The following is a 15,836-nucleotide window of genomic DNA, read 5'->3' on the forward strand; positions in this document are numbered from 1 at the left end:
ATGGCGGAATCGAAGCAAACGGAAAGCCGCCTTGTGCGGGCACTACATGGCGGGCTCGGCCTGAAACTGGCCGGTGCGGCGATGGTGCTCGTGCTGGTCATGGTCGTGGCCGTCGCACTCGTCATGTTCGTCGGCGGATTCACCTCGACGTCCACCGTGCTGGTGGAGGCGCCGCGTAGCGGTCTGGTCCTCGACCCGGACGCCAAGGTGAAGATGCGCGGTGTGGATATCGGTCGGGTGGCATCGGTCGACTACCGCGATAACGGCGCCGAGCTGACCTTGGCTCTCGACCCGAAGCAGCTGAAGCTGGTGCCATCCAATGTGCACGTCGACATCAGGTCGACGACGATATTCGGGGCGAAGTACATCAACTTCATGGTGCCGGAGAATCCTTCGCCCACGTCGTTGCGGGCGGGTGCGACGGTTAGCGCCGATCAGGTGACCGTCGAGTTCAACACGCTGTTCCAGCATCTGTCCGATCTGCTGGCGCAGATCGAGCCGGAGAAGCTGAACGCGACCCTCTCCGCGCTGAGCACCGCGTTGCAGGGCCGTGGGGAGAAGCTGGGGGAGCTGCTGGAGCGCAGCGACGCCTATCTGCGCGATATCAACCCGTATCTACCTACATTGCAACAGGATCTGGTGAAAACCGGTGAAGTCACCGATCTCTACGCGGATACGGTCGGGGATCTGTTGCGCACCGTGGACAATGTTTTGGTTACCGGCAATACCCTGGTCGAGGAGCAGGGCGATCTCGACAACCTGCTGATCAATCTCATCGGACTGGCCGATACCACCGGTTCGGTGCTGCGTGAGAACGAGAGCCAGCTCGTCACGGCGCTGGATCTGCTGCGCCCGACCACCGGATTGCTCGACGAGTACTCACCCGCGCTGTACTGCTTGATCACCGGTCTCGGTACCGCGCTCCCGCTGGGTGAGGCGATCTTCGGCGGCCTGCAGGAGGGCGTCGCGCTGAACGCCGGATTCATGTACGGCGCCGAGCCCTACACCTATCCGAAGGATTTGCCGAAGGTCAACGCGACCGGTGGTCCGCGATGCGAGGGTCTGATCGACCGGGAGCCGGGCAGCCGCGCGGATTATCTCGTCACCGACACCTCGGAAGGCCACGTGTATACCCCGTCGACAACGTTGCGCCTCAACGGGCCGAAGATCTTCCAGATCCTGTTTGCCGGAATGCCAGGAGTGCCACGCCCGTGAGGAACACCGCGACCACCGTCAAACTGGCCATCTTCGCTCTGGTGATGACCCTGATCTTCGCAGGCCTCGTCGTCGTCTTCGGTCAGATCCGGTTCGCCAGGGAGAACGGCTACCACGCCGTATTCACCAGTTCCTCCGGCATATTGCCCGGTGCCAAGGTGCGCATCGCCGGAGTACCGGTCGGCTCGGTCACCTCGGTGCGGGTCGACGGGGAGTATCGGGCGCATGTCCGGTTCGATGTCGAGCGACAATACAAACTGCTCACCAGTACACGCGCGGCGATCAAGTACGAGAACCTGGTCGGCGACCGTTATCTGGAACTGGTGGAGGGGCCGGGGTCGAATCAGGTACTGCCCGCAGGCGGCACCATCGGCCTGGAACAGACCGCTCCCGCGCTCGATCTGGACATGCTGCTCGGCGGCTTCCGGCCGCTGCTGCGCGGCCTCGACCCCGATCAGGTGAACGATCTGACCAATGCGCTGCTACAGATTTTCCAGGGGCAGGGCGGCACGCTGGTATCGCTGCTCAACAGCGGCGGCTCGTTCGCAAGCACATTGGCGGAGCGGGACGCGCTGATCGGGAGCGTGATCGACAATCTCAACACCGTATTGGGCACCATCGACGAACGTGGTGACCAGTTCGCCACAACGATCGCCGAACTGCAGCGTTTGATCAGCGGGCTGGCCGCCGACAAGGATCAGATCGGCGCCGCCATTCCGCGGATCGCGGGTGCCACCGGCGAGCTGACCGACCTGCTCGCGCAGACACGCCCCGACCTGCGCAGCACCATCGAACAGACCGGGCGCCTTGCCACCAACCTCGACGCCGGGTCCGACACCGTTCAATGGGTGCTCGATCAGCTGCCGGAGACCTATCGCAAACTGATCCGGATCGGTTCCTATGGATCTTTCCTCCAGCTCTATGTCTGTACGGTGAACTTCCTGGTAGACGGTCCGGACGGGCAGACGATGAAGATCAACGGGCCTGGTGGCCAGACGACCGGAAGGTGCGCGGACGACCGATGACCGAGCAGCGATCATCCACTATCACCATCGGCATCGTCGGTCTCGTGCTCGCGGTGGCCGTATCACTGTCGGCACTGCAGTTCAGCCGGCTTCCGTTCATCCGCTCCGGCGCGACCTTCACCGCCTACTTCGCCGACGCGGGCGGATTATTGCCCGGCGACCCGGTCCAGGTAGCGGGGGTGCGGTCCGGGCAGGTCGCCGATGTCGGTCTCGACGGCGCGAAAGTGCTCGTCCGGTTCACCCTGGACGAGTCGATCAGATTGGGCGAACAGACCTCGGCGGCGATCAAGACCAATACGGTGCTCGGGCGCAAGTCATTGGAGGTGACCCCGGCCGGACCTGGCGAGCTGAGCGTCGACGACACTATTCCGCTGGAGCGCACCATTTCGCCGTACTCGCTCAATGACGCCTTGAGCGATTTGACGAGCACGGTGGCCGACCTGGATCTGAACCAGGTCGATCGGACACTCGACGCGCTATCGGCCGCATTCGCCGATACCCCCGCTCCGCTGCGCTCCGCACTCGACGGTGTCACCGCGCTCTCCCGCAGTATCAACGCCCGCGACCAGGCATTATCGGACCTTCTGACGCGGGCGCAGAACGTGACGAAGATCCTCGCCGATCGGGGTGACCAGATCAACGCGCTGTTACTGGACGGCAATGCGCTGCTCGGTGAGCTGGACCGGCGGCGTATCGCACTGGGGCAGTTGATCGTCCATGTCAACGGCCTCGCCCAACAGTTGTCCGGCTTGGTCGCCGATAACGAGGCTCAGCTGAAACCCGTCCTGGACAAGTTGAATTCGGTGCTGGCCCTGTTGCAGCGGAATAAGCAGAACCTCGCCGAGGCGCTGGACGGGCTCGGTCCGTTCGCCGCCGCGCTCGGTGAGCAAGTCGGCAGCGGCCCGTACTTCCACGCGTACGTGGTCAACGCGAGCAGTAAGTTGCTGCAGACATTGGTGGATGCCATGGTGTGGCCGCAGCATCTGCCCGAGGATCTGCGTAGCTACTTCACGCCGCCCCCTTCGGTCGAACCCGGGATCCAGGAGCCGCCACGATGAGCGTGCGCACCGCTGTACGAAAACTGCCTCGTTGGACGTTTGTGCTGGCCGGGGTGCTGGTTGCCGTGCTCGTTGCCGCGGGTGTGTGGACCGGCCTCATGCGCCTCGGAACGACCAAAGTCACCGCCTACTTCCCGTCCACCATCGGTTTGTACGCCGGTGACGACGTACGGATACTCGGGGTGAAGGTCGGCCGGATCGACTCGATCGAGCCGGGCAGCGACCAGGTCGAGGTGCGGATGACGATCGACCGCGGGATCGACGTCCCCGCCGATCCGCGGGCGGTGATCCTCTCGCCCTCGCTGGTCTCGGCCCGTTTCATCCAGCTCGCGCCAGCCTATACCGGTGGCCCGAAGCTGGCAGACGGCGATGTGATCCCGATAGAGCACACCGCAGTGCCGGTGGAGTGGGACGACATCAAAACGGAATTGTCCAAGCTGTCCACCGCGCTCGGTCCGGTCGGTGATGACGAACAGGGCTCGTTCGGCCGTTTCGTCGATACCGCCGCGGACAATCTGGACGGCAATGGGGAGCGATTCCGAGACACGCTGCGAGAGTTGTCGGCCACGCTGACCACTTTGTCGGATGGTCGTACCGACCTATTCGGTACTGTGCGTAACCTGCAGAAGTTCGTGGAAGTGCTTTCGGCGAGCAATGAGCAGATTGTGCAGTTCGGTGGCAGGCTGGCGTCGGTGTCCTCGGTATTGGCCGGTGTCTCCACCGAGCTCGGCACGGGACTGGACAATCTGGATATCGCGGTGGCCGATGTGCGCCGGTTCCTCGACAGCAGCGGTGCGGAATTGACCGAAGGTGTGCAGCGGCTGGCCGATGCCACCCAGGTGCTGGCCGATAAACGACCGGAGCTGGAACGGGTGCTCCATTCCGGTCCGACCGCGCTGGCGAACTTCTATCAGCTCTACAAGCCGGCCCAGGGCAGCCTGACCGGTGCTATCGCGCTGAACAACCCCGCCGATCCGCTCAGTTTCCTCTGTGGTTCGGTGCAGGCGCTGGAAGCCAATGACTCCGACCGTAGCGCCGATCTCTGTGCGCAGTATCTGGCGCCCGTGATCAGTTCTCTGAGCATGAACTACGTGCCGATTCTGACCAACCCGGTCAGCGGTGTGCACGCGTTCCCCGATCAGCTGGTGTACTCCGATCCCGGTCTGGCCGAGCGGGTGGCGAGCCAGACGGCGGCGGAGACCGGATACGCGCCGGTCACCGTGCCCAAAAGCCTTGCCGAAATGGTTATTCCGGAAGGAGCACGATGATGCCGACGCAGCGGATGCGCCGCACTGTCGCCGTCGCGATGGGGTTGGCGGTGGTGCTCGGGGTCTCCGGCTGCCAGTGGGACGGCCTGAACTCGCTGCCACTGCCCGGCACCGAGGGCACCGCGCCCGGTTCCTACCAGGTGCGTATCCAGATGCCGAACGTGACCACGCTGACCAGGAATTCGCCGGTGCGTGTGCACGATGTGGTGGTCGGCACGGTCTCGAATATCGAGGTGGAGGACTGGCACGCGCTGGTCACCGTCACGCTGAATCCCGATGTGGAGCTGCCTGCCAACGCGGTCGCCGAGATCGGTCAGACCAGTCTGCTCGGGTCCAATCATCTGGAGCTGTCCGCGCCTGCCGATCAGCCTCCGGAAGGCAGATTGAGCCCCGGCGATGTGATACCGCTCTGGCGTGCTGGGGCTTATCCGACCACGGAGCAGGTGCTGTCCTCCTTGTCGGTAGTACTCAACGGAGGCGGTATCGCCCAGCTGGAAACCATTACCCGCGAGTTGAATTCCGCGCTCACCGGACGAGAGGACGCGATAAGGGATCTGCTGCCACAGCTGAACGATCTGACCACGAACCTGGACCGCCAGACCGGCGACATAGTCAGCGCGCTGAACGGGTTGGACCGCCTGAGCGGTCAGTTGGTCGAGCAGCGCGACCTGGTAGCGGTCGCGATCGAACAGATCCATCCGGCCTTGACCGTGCTGGCCGATCGCAGGGCGAACATCACGCGGGCGCTGACCTCGCTCGGCGAGCTGAGCGCGGTCACCCAGCGGATCATCGATGCCAGTGGCGACGACTTGCAGGCCAATCTGCACAGTCTCATCCCGGTCCTGCGGTCACTTGCGGACACGGGGAACGACTTGACCGAGGCGCTGAAGATCGCGCTCACCTTCCCGTTCCCGCTGAAGAACCTGGATCGCGCGATCAAGGGTGATTATCTGAATCTGTTCATGACGATAGATGTCACCGGCGAGCGGCTGGACTCGAACTTCCTCACCGGGACGCCGCTGGGCGGTCGATTCGGCGGCGTGGAGGGCGCACTCGGCACCATCGCGCCGGAAACCGCCGTGCAGAGCAGCGAGCCTTCCACTGGGCCGTTGCTGGCGCCGTCCGCGCACAGCGAGCCGGTTCCAGCTATCCCCGGTCTGCCGCCGATACCCGGCCTGCCCATCATTCCGGGATTGACCGTGCCCATGCCGGGCGATACCGCGCCGCAAGGGGGACCGGGACAGTGAAACTCACACGATTCGTTCGTATCCAGCTGGTCATCTTCTCTGTGCTGACGGTGATCGGTCTGGTGGTCATGGGTGGGGTATATGTGAAGTTGCCCGCGATGTTCGGCATCGGGCGCTATGCGGTCACGGTGCAGCTGGCCGCGACCGGTGGCCTCTACCCGACGGCCAATGTCGCCTACCGTGGCACGAATGTCGGTGTGGTCAAAGAGGTTCGGCTCACTCCGACCGGGGTCGATGCCGAGCTGTCGATCGACAGCGACTACAAGATCCCCGCCGATGTCGATGCGTGGGTGCGTAGTGTCTCCGCGATCGGCGAGCAGTACGTCGACCTGGTTCCCGAGCAGAACCGTACCGAGGGAAACCTGTACGACGGCAGTGTGATCCCGGTAGAACGCACCAAACTGCCGCAGGATGTCGGCACGTTGCTCGATCAAGCCGACCGGCTGCTGTCCAGTGTCGCGGATACCCAGTTGCGTCAGGTCATCGATGAGGCATTCCTCGCGTTCAATGGTGCGGGACCGGATCTGCAGCGATTCATCGATTCGGCGACACTGCTGGTGCAGGAAGCTCAGGCCAACTCCGAACCGACCAAGCAGCTGCTGGAACAGATCGGGCCGCTGCTGGATACCCAGATCCGTTCGGACGCCGCGATCCGTTCCTGGACCGCGGACCTGGCGACGGTCACCGATCAGCTGCGCGAGCACGATCCGGCGCTACGTGGTCTGCTGCGCGAGGGACCTGCCGCGGCACAGCAGGTGAGTGCCCTGTTCAACGAGCTACAGCCGACGCTACCGCTGCTGCTGGCGAATCTGGTGAGTGTCGGCCAGGTCGGAGTCACCTATCACGCCGGGCTGGAGCAGGTCCTGGTGATCTACCCGCCACTGGTCGCCGCACTGCTCACCGCGGTCCGTGGTCCGCTCGAGTACGGTGCCATCACCGACTTCATGACCTTGGTCAACGATCCGGCCCCGTGCACCACCGGCTTCCTCCCGCCGGATCAGCGCCGCTCGCCCGCCGAGACCACTCCCATGGCAACACCACCCGGTTTGTACTGCAAAGTGCCCCAGAACGCACCCGAGGCGGTGCGCGGTATTCGTAACACTCCGTGTGCCGAAGTGCCTGGTGCGCGCGCCCCTACGCCGGAACTGTGCCGGAGCGGGTACGTTCCGATAGGTGATAACCCGCCGTTCGGCCCGCCGCAGCCGGTCGCCCCGGTGACCGGGCGGGCATACGACCCCATCACCGGGGTGTATATCGGTCCGGATGGACGCACCTATCGGCAGGGAGATATCGGACCAGATGGTTCGGGCACGGTACCGCCTGACTGGCAGGCGATGCTCGAGGAGCAGCCACGATGAGTGACACAGAGAAAACAGGTCATCCCGGACGCAGACGCGCGGTCCGCTCGGCCGGCCCCCCCGTCGGGAATGCTGAGGTTTCGACCACCGAGGACATGAAGATCGTGGCCCCGTCGGATTCCTCGGCCCGCGCTGCGGCCGACGACGCCGAGCCCGCCGGTGTTGCGGGGAATCCGACAGCCGAGAAGAAGACCGCGGCGAAGACGACTCTCGAAAAGGTGACTCTCGAGAAAGCGGCCTCCGGGGAGGAAACTCCCGAGAAGGCGACCGTCGAGAAGCGCAGTCGCGGTCTCCCGCGCAGCTTGGTCCTGGCCTCTTGCGTGTTGCTTGCCGTCGTACTCGTGTGTGGTGCCACCCTCTCGGTATTCGCGATGCGATCGGTGCATCTGCGCGATGAGCGCCGCGCCGAATACGTGCAGACCGCTCGACAGGCGATCATCAACCTCACCACCATCAGTGCCGACTCGGCCGAGGAAGACATCGACCGTGTCCTTTCGCTGGCATCGGGAGATTTCAAGGACCAGTACGGCAGTCTGGCCGACCCGTTCGCCAGCGTTGTACAGGTGGCCAAGGTGAATGCCACCGGTCAAATACTGGAGACCGCGCTGGAGAGTGACGACGAACATTCCGCGCAAGTTCTCGTCGCAGCCAGACAGTCGCTCACCAATGCGGGTCTGGAAGGGCAGCAGACGAGGCTTTTCCGGTTCCGGGTCACCGTTTCCCGCGGTGATTCCGGTATGACCGTGACGAAGGTGGAGATGGTGCCATGACCGCAGTTCGAGGCAGGACCACACTCATGATCCTCGGCGCCGTGCTCGTCGTCGCCGCGATCCTCGGTGGTGTCAACGGCTACCGGTACTGGGACGACCGGCAGACCGAGCAGGCACGCGAAGAAGCGGTCGCGGCGGCGGGCCGCATTGTCGAAGCTGTATTCAGCTATGGTCCGGATACCGTCGATACCACGCTTCGGGAGGCGACCGCCGACCTCACCAGCGACTACCGCCGGGAGTACCTGGAGCTGATCGACACAGAGCTCGTGCGGTCCGTCCGAGAAAACCCGTATTCCGTCACCTCGACTACGCAGGCGGGCGGTGTCGTCTCCGCCGACCGCTCGCACGCCGTGGTTCTTTTGTTCATCAACCGGCTTTTCATCAGCGAGGACACCCCGGAGGGCAGTATCAGCGGTTCCCGGTTGCGAGTGACCCTGTCGAAAGAGAACTCGCGCTGGTTGGTCGCATCGATCGGTACGGTCTGAGCGGTATCGGGTGCTGTAGTCGAGGTCAGGCCGAATCAACGGGCATCCGTCGCGGTAACCGGACGGTGAACGTGGTCCCTGTTCCTGGCGCGCTCCTTACCTCCACCTCGCCGCCGTGCGCGTGCACCAAGGCCTGCACGATGGACAGGCCGAGTCCGGTGCCGCCGCTGGTCCTGGCTCGGGAAGTGTCGGTGCGGTAGAAGCGTTCGAAGACGCGTTCGGCCTCTTCCGGTGGCAGGCCTGGCCCGGTATCGGACACTTCGAGCAGCACATGTTCGGCGGCAGGCATCACCGACACGGTCACCGCGGCGTCGGGTGCGGTGTGAGTAATGGCGTTGTTCAGCAGATTGGTCAGCACCTGCCGCAGCCGTGTTTCGTCGCCGACCACTTCCAAGGTTCCCTCGCCTGCCGCGATCTCCAGTTCGATGGTGCGTATCGGCCCCTCGGTATGTCCGGCCGCGACTACCGCGCGCGCATTGTGCACCGCGTCGCTGGCGAGTGCGAGCAGATCCACCTGACCTGCCTCCAGCGGGCGCTGGGCATCCAGGCGCGCGAGCATCAGCAGGTCTTCCACCAGCAGGCCCATCCGCTGGGATTCGTGTTCGATCCGGTCCATGAGCATGCCGGGATCGGTGGTGGCGCCCTGTCGGTACAGTTCGGCGAACCCTCGGATCGCGGTCAGCGGGGTACGTAGTTCGTGACTGGCGTCGGCGACGAATCGCCGCATCCGTTCCTCGGATCGCCGGGCCGCTTCCTCTGAGGCCGCGGTCGCGGTGAACGCGCGCTGGATCTGGGCCAGCATGCCGTTCAGGGACCGAGACAGCCGATCGACCTCGGTATCGGTGCCGCGGACCGGAACCCGGCGGTGCAGATCGCCTCTGGCGATCGCCGCTGCGGTGTTCTCTACCCGGCGCAACGGGCGCAGACTGCGTCGCACCATGAAGTACGCGAGCACCGCGAGCACACCGAGGATGAGCCCGCCGACGACAAGTTGCAGCAGTACCAGCCGGTGCACGGTGCCGATATTCTCGGTGAGCGGCAGCGCCACGGTGGTGGTGGTGCCGTCTGGCGGGGTCACTGTCAGAACTCGCCATCGGGTGGGTGCTCCGTCCACCGATCCGACGGTGAACGGGCCCGTTGGTGATGTTCGCGGCAGATCGGGCTCGTCGTCCACCCCGAATGCCGGGATGACGAATGCGCGCCCTCCGGTCCGCTGCGCGCTCACATAGAACTGGCTCGGCGCGTGCCGCGGGTCCGGCGGCAGTACCGGCGGTGGTGGCCCGCGCCGGGACCACTCCATCGCGCCTGCGTGCAACTGCTGGTCGATGCGATTGGTCAGCTGCTGCTCCACACCGGAGGTGACCACTATGCCGGAGATGGACAAACCCAGGCCCGCGGTGAGCACCAGCAGAATCGTCAGCGTTACGCGCAGCGGGATAGCCGAGAGCGCGCCTGCGGCTTTCGCGCGTGCTGCCGCGATCCGGCTCACGGACCGCTCTGCCGGTTGCGTTGTGGCGCGCGCATGACGTAGCCGACTCCACGCAGGGTGTGGATCAGCCGGGTATCGCCGGTATCGACCTTCTTACGCAGATAGGACACATAGGTTTCCACTACGCCTACCTCGCCGCCGAAGTCGTAGCGCCACACGTGGTCGAGGATGCGTGGTTTGCTCAGCACTGTGCCCGCGTTGACCATGAAGTAGCGCAGCAGGGTGAATTCGGTAGGGGACAGGGCTACCAGCTTGCCCGATTTCCAGACCTCATGGGTGTCGTCGTCCAGTTCGATGTCTTCGAAACGGATGCGGGAACTTTCGCGTTGTGGTGAGGTGTGTCCCGCGCGGCGCAGAATGACGCGCAGCCGGGCCACCACCTCTTCCAAACTGAACGGTTTGGTGACGTAGTCGTCGGCGCCGAGGGTGAGGCCGGCGACTTTGTCCTGCACTTCGTCGCGGGCGGTCAAAAACAGCACAGGTGCGTCGATGGCGTCGGCGCGTAGTCTGCGCAGCAGGCCGAAGCCGTCCATGCCCGGCATCATCACATCGACGATGAGCGCCTGCGGATGGAACGTGCGCGCCTTGTCCAGCGCTCTAGCGCCGTCGGATGCGGTATCCACCTCGAAGCCCTGGTAGCGCAGGCTCATCGCGAGCAGTTCCACAATCATCGGCTCATCGTCGACCACCAGCACCCTGGCTTCGGGTGCCTGCGACACAGGCGCACCACCACTCATTACTTCATGATCCGATATCCGGCTGCGACCTTCCTGGACTCCAGCTGGGCGGTTGCTGTGAATGGTGATTGCTGTTGCTGATGACTCAGCGAGGTTCCGAGTAGCCGTTATCGCTTGCCAGCAGCGCGCTGCCGGCCACTTGGCCATGCGCCAGCGCGTTCAGGAACGAGCGCGCCCAGCGGTCCACGTCGTGAGTCAGTACCTGGCGGCGCAGTGCGCGCATTCGCCTGCGTTTGGTCTCCCTATCGTCTTCCAGCGCTCCGAGAATGGCGTCCTTCACATCGTCGAGATCATGCGGGTTGCACAGATAGGCCTGGCGCAATTCGGCTGCGGCGCCGGTGAACTCACTCAGCACCAAGGCGCCGTTGAGCCCGCTGTGGCAGGCGATGTACTCCTTGGCGACCAGATTCATACCATCGCGCAACGGCGTCACCAGCATGACATTGGCAGCCACGAAGAACGCGATCAGTTCTTCGCGCGGGATCGGCCGGTGCAGATAGTGCACTACGGGATGGCCGACCCTGGCGAATTCACCGTTGATCCGGCCGACCTGGCGTTCGATATCGCCACGCATCTGGATATAGCTCTCGACCCGTTCCCGGCTGGGGGTGGCCAGCTGGATCATGACCGTGTCGGCCGGATCGACCCGACCTTCGCAGAGGAGCTCCTCCAGCGCGTTGAGCCGGATATCGATGCCTTTGGTGTAGTCCAGCCGGTCGACGCCGAGCAGGATGTTCTTCGGATTGCCCAGCTCCGCCCTGATCGTGGCGGCGCGCTCGCGCACCGCCCTGCGCCGGGAATGTTCATCGAGTTCGGCCGAGGCGATCGAGATCGGAAACGCGCCGACGCGCACCGTGCGGAACCCGACCTGAACGACACCGAGTTTGGAACGCACGCCGACTGTGCCACGCGAGGTCGATTGCCCGGCCAGCCTGCGGGCCAGGTAGAGGAAATTCTGCGCGCCGCCGGGCAGATGGAAGCCGATCAGGTCGGCACCGAGCAAGCCCTCGATGATTTCGGTCCGCCATGGCATCTGCATGAACAGCTCGACCGGCGGGAACGGGATGTGCAGGAAGAACCCGATAGTCAGATCTGGGCGCAACATCCGCAGCATCTTGGGTACCAGCTGGAGCTGGTAGTCCTGCACCCATACGGTCGCGCCCGGTGCGGCGACCGCGGCGGTGGCCTCGGCGAAGCGTCGATTCACCGTGACGTAGGCGCTCCACCATTTGCGGTCATAGACCGGCCGGACGATCACATCGTGGTAGAGCGGCCACAACGTGCCATTGGAGAAGCCCTCGTAGTAGTCCGCCACTTCTCGTGCCGACAGTGGAACCGGATGTAGTTCGAGGCCGTCCTCGATGATCGGATCCACCTCGACATCCGGTACACCTGCCCAGCCGACCCACGCGCCCTTGTTGCTGCGCAACACCGGTTCCAATGCGGTAACCAGGCCACCGGGGCTGCGCTTCCAGCGGGTGCTGCCGTCGGGTAGTCGTTCGAGGTCGACCGGAAGCCGATTCGCGACGACGACGAAACCGGAACCGACGCCGGGGCCCGCGGCGCCAGGCGTGGTGGCAACAGTCGAGGCTGCTACGGCTTGTTCGGTGTCTGTGGCCTGCTCGGCGGCGTCGGCCTGCTCGGTGTCTGTGGCCTGCTCGGCGGCGTCGGACAGGTTCATCTGGTCCACTCACGCATCCTTCGCGTGTTGCTGTATCCCGGTGCAGCCGGGATACCGGTGAAGTTGTGGTCGACATGACCCCGGTGGAGTTGGGGTCGACGTCGCGGGACTATTCGCCCCTGGCGCTGTTCGGTCCGATGCCCAGCATGGACAACAGCATGCGGCATTCGTCGGCGTCCGCGGCATAGGCCGCGACCACCCGCTGCGCCTGACGTGCGGTCTCGTCGGCGAGTGGTTCCAGATCCTCGTCCGCGATATCGTTCGCGCTGCCCTTCGCGGCCATTGTCAAGTCCTCCCGGCTCAGTGCGCTCATGCGTATCGGTGCGCTCATGTGTGCGAAAGTCAATGGTATGCGACGTTGCGGGGTGCGTCTGCCGGGGCGCCTGCCGTCGTATGGTCATATCGCCGAGTCCCCCCGGTCGGTGCGTTGCCTCACAGTGCTTATACCGTGGGAGTGCAGCACGAACTCTATGGAAGGGTCGACATGCCGCTGGCCACAGTGAACGGAATTTCCCTCAACTACCAGGTGAAGGGCGATCGCGCCAGGGGTACCGATATCAAGGGCTCCGCACCCCTGGTGATCATGATCATGGGCACAGGCAGCCCCGGACGGGTGTGGGAGTTGCACCAGGTTCCGGCGTTGCTGGAGGCCGGCTACCGAGTATGCACATTCGACAATCGCGGAATCGCGCCGTCCTTCGAGGCTGCCTCCGGGATGACCATCGAGGAACTGGTTGCCGATACCGCCGCCCTGATCGAGTTCCTCGGGGAGGGACCAGCGCTGGTTGTCGGCACCTCGATGGGTGCGCGAGTGGCGCAGGAGCTGGCCTTGACCCGCCCTGAGCTGGTACGCAAAGCGGTGTTCATGGCGGGACACGGACGGCTCGACCAGTTCCAGAAGACGCTCTCGCTCGGTGAGCACGAGCTCGATGCCAGTGGTGTGCAATTGCCGCCGAAGTACGAGGCCGCGCTCTCCGCGGTCATGAACCTTTCGCCCGCGACCATGGCGGACTCGAACGCCGCCCGCGATTGGCTCGATCTGTTCGAGTTCACGGGTGGGCCGGTCACACCGGGTATCCGCGCGCAGCGCAGGATGGACCACGATTTCGACCGGGTGCAGGCATACCGGGCGATTCGGGTGCCCTGCCTCTCGGTCGGCTTCGCCGACGACCGGATGATTCCGCCGTACTTATCCAGGGAGATCGCCGAGGTGATCCCGGGAGCGCGGTATCATGAGGTGCCCGATGCCGGACATTTCGGATATTTGGAACGACCTGAGGCGGTCAACAAGATTCTGTTGGACTTCTTCTCGGTCTGACCGTGTGTCAGGCTGAGGTTACGAACCGGGTAAGCGCCCAGGCGTAACATCTCGCTTGCTAGGGTCGAAACAATGCTCGTGTTCCCTCGATGCCGCGGTTCTCACTAACTGGGGCATCGAGTGGGCCAGGAGTGATCCCGTACATAGCGCCAGTATCCAGTGAGGTGAAATTGAGCACCAACCCCTTCGATGATGAAGACGGCCGTTTCTTCGTCTTGGTCAACGACGAAGAACAGCATTCGCTGTGGCCGGCTTTCGCCGAGGTTCCGGCCGGATGGCGAGTCGTGTTCGGTGAGGACAGCCGCGCCGCCTGTGTCGAGTACGTGGAGAAGAACTGGACCGATATGCGTCCGAAGAGCCTGCGTGACGCTATGGCCGCAGATGATGCGGCCCGGCAGGGCGCCAAGTCCTGATCAGCGGTAGTCGATACTGCGCCGGGACGATATGATCGACCGCCGCCTGTGTGACATCGAAACCCGGTGTCACGCAGGCGGCGTATCCGGCTATGATGGCAACCGCGTTCCCGCCTCCTTAGCTCAGTGGTAGAGCACTCGCCTTGTAAGCGAGCGGTCGTCAGTTCAATCCTGACAGGGGGCTCAGCTAGGCCCTGACCTACTAAAACAGGTCAGGGCCTTCCTTTTTCGAGAGAGCGCAATGCTCAGACAACGCTGAACTTTGCTGCCTTTGGTTATGGCCGCGAGTCGTACACGACAGCAGTGAAACCTCGACGCAGGCGAGTTCGAACCGGAAATTCGTTCGTTCAAGCCGCATCTCAATGCTGAGGGCAAGTTGCCGAGGACGGTGACGACCTACGTTGAAGCAGTCCAATGGTTCGCTGGAACGCACTTGTGTAGTGATGCTGATCACACCGACTGGTCGGATGTCGGGGCTGATGACATCAAGTTGTGGATGACGTGGCTCCTCGAGCACTACGCCACCCGACGTGCGCACCGTGGTCACCATGATCGGCGCGCCGTTGCTCTTCCGGCTGATCGCGGAGTTGGAAGAGTCCGATGAAACCCTGGTGGCAGGCGTCGTAGACGCCATCGTTCGAGGATTCGCACCCACCTGATATTAAGAATTCGATCAGAAAGCCGCAGCTACGGCGAAACCCAATGACAATACTAGCCAGTATCGTAATTGGAGGAGGAGCCATGGCCACGATGCCCCGGCTGATGCAGCCCGGTCCTCGAACACTCAACCGCCTGCCTGTCGATGTCGATGCCAGACCGTATGAGCGGTTCGACGTCCACCCGGTCACCCCGTATATCGGTGCCGAGATCACCGGGGTCGAGTTGGCCGGCACCATCGACGACGAACTGGCCGACGAATTGCGCCGGGCGCTGCGCGAATGGAAGGTGATCTTCTTCCGCGACCAGCACGCACTGACCCCCGAGCGCCAACTGGAGTTCGCGAAACTGTGGGGTGAACCAGAGACCAACCCCTTCTTCCCCACAGGGGACAGTGTGACGGTCTCGCGGCTGGCCAAGGACGCACAAGCCATCGGAACGGAGAACCTGTGGCACAGTGACCACTCCTTCTTGGCCGCGCCGGCCAAATGCTCGGTGCTTCGCGCCATCGAGATCCCGCCCACCGGCGGGGACACGATATGGACCGATATGTCGGCTGTCTACGACAATCTCCGCGCGGACATCAAGGAACGCATCGAAGGTCGCATCGGCATTCACGACTGGATCCAGAGTTGGGGTGCGCTGATGACACCGGAGCGGAAAGCCGAGCTCCGCAAGACGATGCCACAGGTCAAGCACCCGGTCATCGCCCGGCACCCGGAGACCGGACGCAAACTGCTCTACGTCAACGAGCCGTTCACCACCGAAATCATCGGGATACCAGCCGAAGAAAACGCCGCGCTGCTGGAGTACCTCGTGCTGCAAGCACGTATCCCGGAATACCAGGTTCGGTTCCGCTGGGAGCCCAACTCCGTTGCGGTGTGGGACAACATCGCCACCCAGCACTACGCGGTCAACGACTACTATCCCCAGCGCCGTGTGATGGAACGCGTCGCGATCGCAGGCGTCCCCCTGCACTGAATGCCATTCGCCGGCGTCGACGCTAGAGGTGACGTGGACTCGGTTCAGCCGGTACGGAATGAACAGCCGCTTCACCCTCTGGCTCGACGAAGCGCTACGGCTGGTGCGCCATGGCGGGCAAGTCCTCGTGTTCT

The 15,836-nt window shown here is 63.8% G+C and carries 16 protein-coding genes and 1 tRNA gene; 13 read left to right on the plus strand and 4 right to left on the minus strand.

What is annotated here, in order from left to right:
• From ACL02S_RS06825 to ACL02S_RS06860, 8 genes are read left to right on the plus strand one after another with little or no spacing between them, the layout of a single operon-like run.
• A complete protein-coding gene (locus ACL02S_RS06825) occupies window positions 1-1,215 on the plus strand; it encodes an MCE family protein (protein ID WP_412801442.1) in 1,215 nt (404 codons plus the stop codon).
• Window positions 1,212-2,240 (plus strand): MCE family protein, encoded by a 1,029-nt coding sequence (locus ACL02S_RS06830; RefSeq protein WP_412801443.1) that lies wholly within the window; start codon window positions 1,212-1,214, stop codon window positions 2,238-2,240. The genes ACL02S_RS06825 and ACL02S_RS06830 overlap by 4 nt, the downstream gene beginning before the upstream one ends.
• Window positions 2,237-3,298 carry an MCE family protein gene (locus ACL02S_RS06835; protein ID WP_412801444.1) on the plus strand — a complete coding sequence of 354 codons (1,062 nt, stop codon included), beginning with the start codon at window positions 2,237-2,239 and terminating at the stop codon, window positions 3,296-3,298. The genes ACL02S_RS06830 and ACL02S_RS06835 overlap by 4 nt, the downstream gene beginning before the upstream one ends.
• Window positions 3,295-4,566 (plus strand): MCE family protein, encoded by a 1,272-nt coding sequence (locus tag ACL02S_RS06840; RefSeq protein WP_412801445.1) that lies wholly within the window; start codon window positions 3,295-3,297, stop codon window positions 4,564-4,566. Before ACL02S_RS06835 ends, ACL02S_RS06840 begins: the two co-directional genes overlap by 4 nt.
• Window positions 4,563-5,813 (plus strand): MCE family protein, encoded by a 1,251-nt coding sequence (locus tag ACL02S_RS06845; protein ID WP_412801446.1) that lies wholly within the window; start codon window positions 4,563-4,565, stop codon window positions 5,811-5,813. Before ACL02S_RS06840 ends, ACL02S_RS06845 begins: the two co-directional genes overlap by 4 nt.
• Window positions 5,810-7,171, plus strand: a complete 1,362-nt coding sequence (locus ACL02S_RS06850) for an MCE family protein (RefSeq protein WP_412801447.1) — start codon at window positions 5,810-5,812, stop codon at window positions 7,169-7,171. The genes ACL02S_RS06845 and ACL02S_RS06850 overlap by 4 nt, the downstream gene beginning before the upstream one ends.
• Window positions 7,168-7,941, plus strand: a complete 774-nt coding sequence (locus ACL02S_RS06855; RefSeq protein WP_412801448.1) for an Rv1363c family protein — start codon at window positions 7,168-7,170, stop codon at window positions 7,939-7,941. The genes ACL02S_RS06850 and ACL02S_RS06855 overlap by 4 nt, the downstream gene beginning before the upstream one ends.
• The gene (locus ACL02S_RS06860; RefSeq protein ID WP_412801449.1) at window positions 7,938-8,426 is read left to right on the plus strand and encodes a YfgM family protein; all 489 of its coding nucleotides are present in this window, start codon (window positions 7,938-7,940) and stop codon (window positions 8,424-8,426) included. Before ACL02S_RS06855 ends, ACL02S_RS06860 begins: the two co-directional genes overlap by 4 nt.
• 25 nt (window positions 8,427-8,451) lie before the next feature.
• On the opposite strand, the gene ACL02S_RS06865 is transcribed toward ACL02S_RS06860, so the two are convergent.
• The 4 genes from ACL02S_RS06865 to ACL02S_RS06880 all read right to left on the minus strand — a co-directional run bounded on the left by ACL02S_RS06865 (window position 8,452) and on the right by ACL02S_RS06880 (window position 12,664).
• Window positions 8,452-9,915, minus strand: coding sequence for a sensor histidine kinase (locus ACL02S_RS06865; RefSeq protein ID WP_412801450.1), 1,464 nt, complete (start codon window positions 9,913-9,915; stop codon window positions 8,452-8,454).
• Window positions 9,912-10,652, minus strand: coding sequence for a response regulator transcription factor (locus ACL02S_RS06870; protein ID WP_412801451.1), 741 nt, complete (start codon window positions 10,650-10,652; stop codon window positions 9,912-9,914). The genes ACL02S_RS06865 and ACL02S_RS06870 overlap by 4 nt, the downstream gene beginning before the upstream one ends.
• A gap of 85 nt (window positions 10,653-10,737) precedes the next feature.
• Complete coding sequence (locus tag ACL02S_RS06875) at window positions 10,738-12,333, minus strand: alpha,alpha-trehalose-phosphate synthase (UDP-forming) (RefSeq protein WP_412801637.1); 1,596 nt, start codon at window positions 12,331-12,333, stop codon at window positions 10,738-10,740.
• Between the two features lie 109 nt (window positions 12,334-12,442).
• Window positions 12,443-12,664, minus strand: coding sequence for a hypothetical protein (locus tag ACL02S_RS06880; protein WP_412801652.1), 222 nt, complete (start codon window positions 12,662-12,664; stop codon window positions 12,443-12,445).
• Window positions 12,665-12,817: 153 nt separating this feature from the next.
• Between ACL02S_RS06880 and ACL02S_RS06885 the strand changes: the two genes are divergently transcribed.
• The 5 genes from ACL02S_RS06885 (at window position 12,818) to ACL02S_RS06905 (ending at window position 15,702) form a co-directional block, all read left to right on the plus strand.
• The gene (locus ACL02S_RS06885) at window positions 12,818-13,651 is read left to right on the plus strand and encodes an alpha/beta fold hydrolase (protein WP_412801452.1); all 834 of its coding nucleotides are present in this window, start codon (window positions 12,818-12,820) and stop codon (window positions 13,649-13,651) included.
• 170 nt (window positions 13,652-13,821) lie between these two features.
• Window positions 13,822-14,064 (plus strand): MbtH family protein, encoded by a 243-nt coding sequence (locus tag ACL02S_RS06890; RefSeq protein ID WP_327112110.1) that lies wholly within the window; start codon window positions 13,822-13,824, stop codon window positions 14,062-14,064.
• Between the two features lie 112 nt (window positions 14,065-14,176).
• Window positions 14,177-14,248: transfer RNA gene (locus tag ACL02S_RS06895), tRNA-Thr, on the plus strand.
• A gap of 346 nt (window positions 14,249-14,594) precedes the next feature.
• Window positions 14,595-14,723 carry a hypothetical protein gene (locus ACL02S_RS06900; protein ID WP_412801453.1) on the plus strand — a complete coding sequence of 43 codons (129 nt, stop codon included), beginning with the start codon at window positions 14,595-14,597 and terminating at the stop codon, window positions 14,721-14,723.
• An 82-nt stretch (window positions 14,724-14,805) separates the two neighbouring features.
• Window positions 14,806-15,702 carry a TauD/TfdA dioxygenase family protein gene (locus ACL02S_RS06905; RefSeq protein WP_412801454.1) on the plus strand — a complete coding sequence of 299 codons (897 nt, stop codon included), beginning with the start codon at window positions 14,806-14,808 and terminating at the stop codon, window positions 15,700-15,702.
• The last annotated feature ends 134 nt before the right edge of the window (window positions 15,703-15,836 follow it).

Origin of the sequence: Nocardia spongicola, assembly GCF_047200775.1 — a bacterium.
Taxonomy (GTDB): domain Bacteria; phylum Actinomycetota; class Actinomycetes; order Mycobacteriales; family Mycobacteriaceae; genus Nocardia.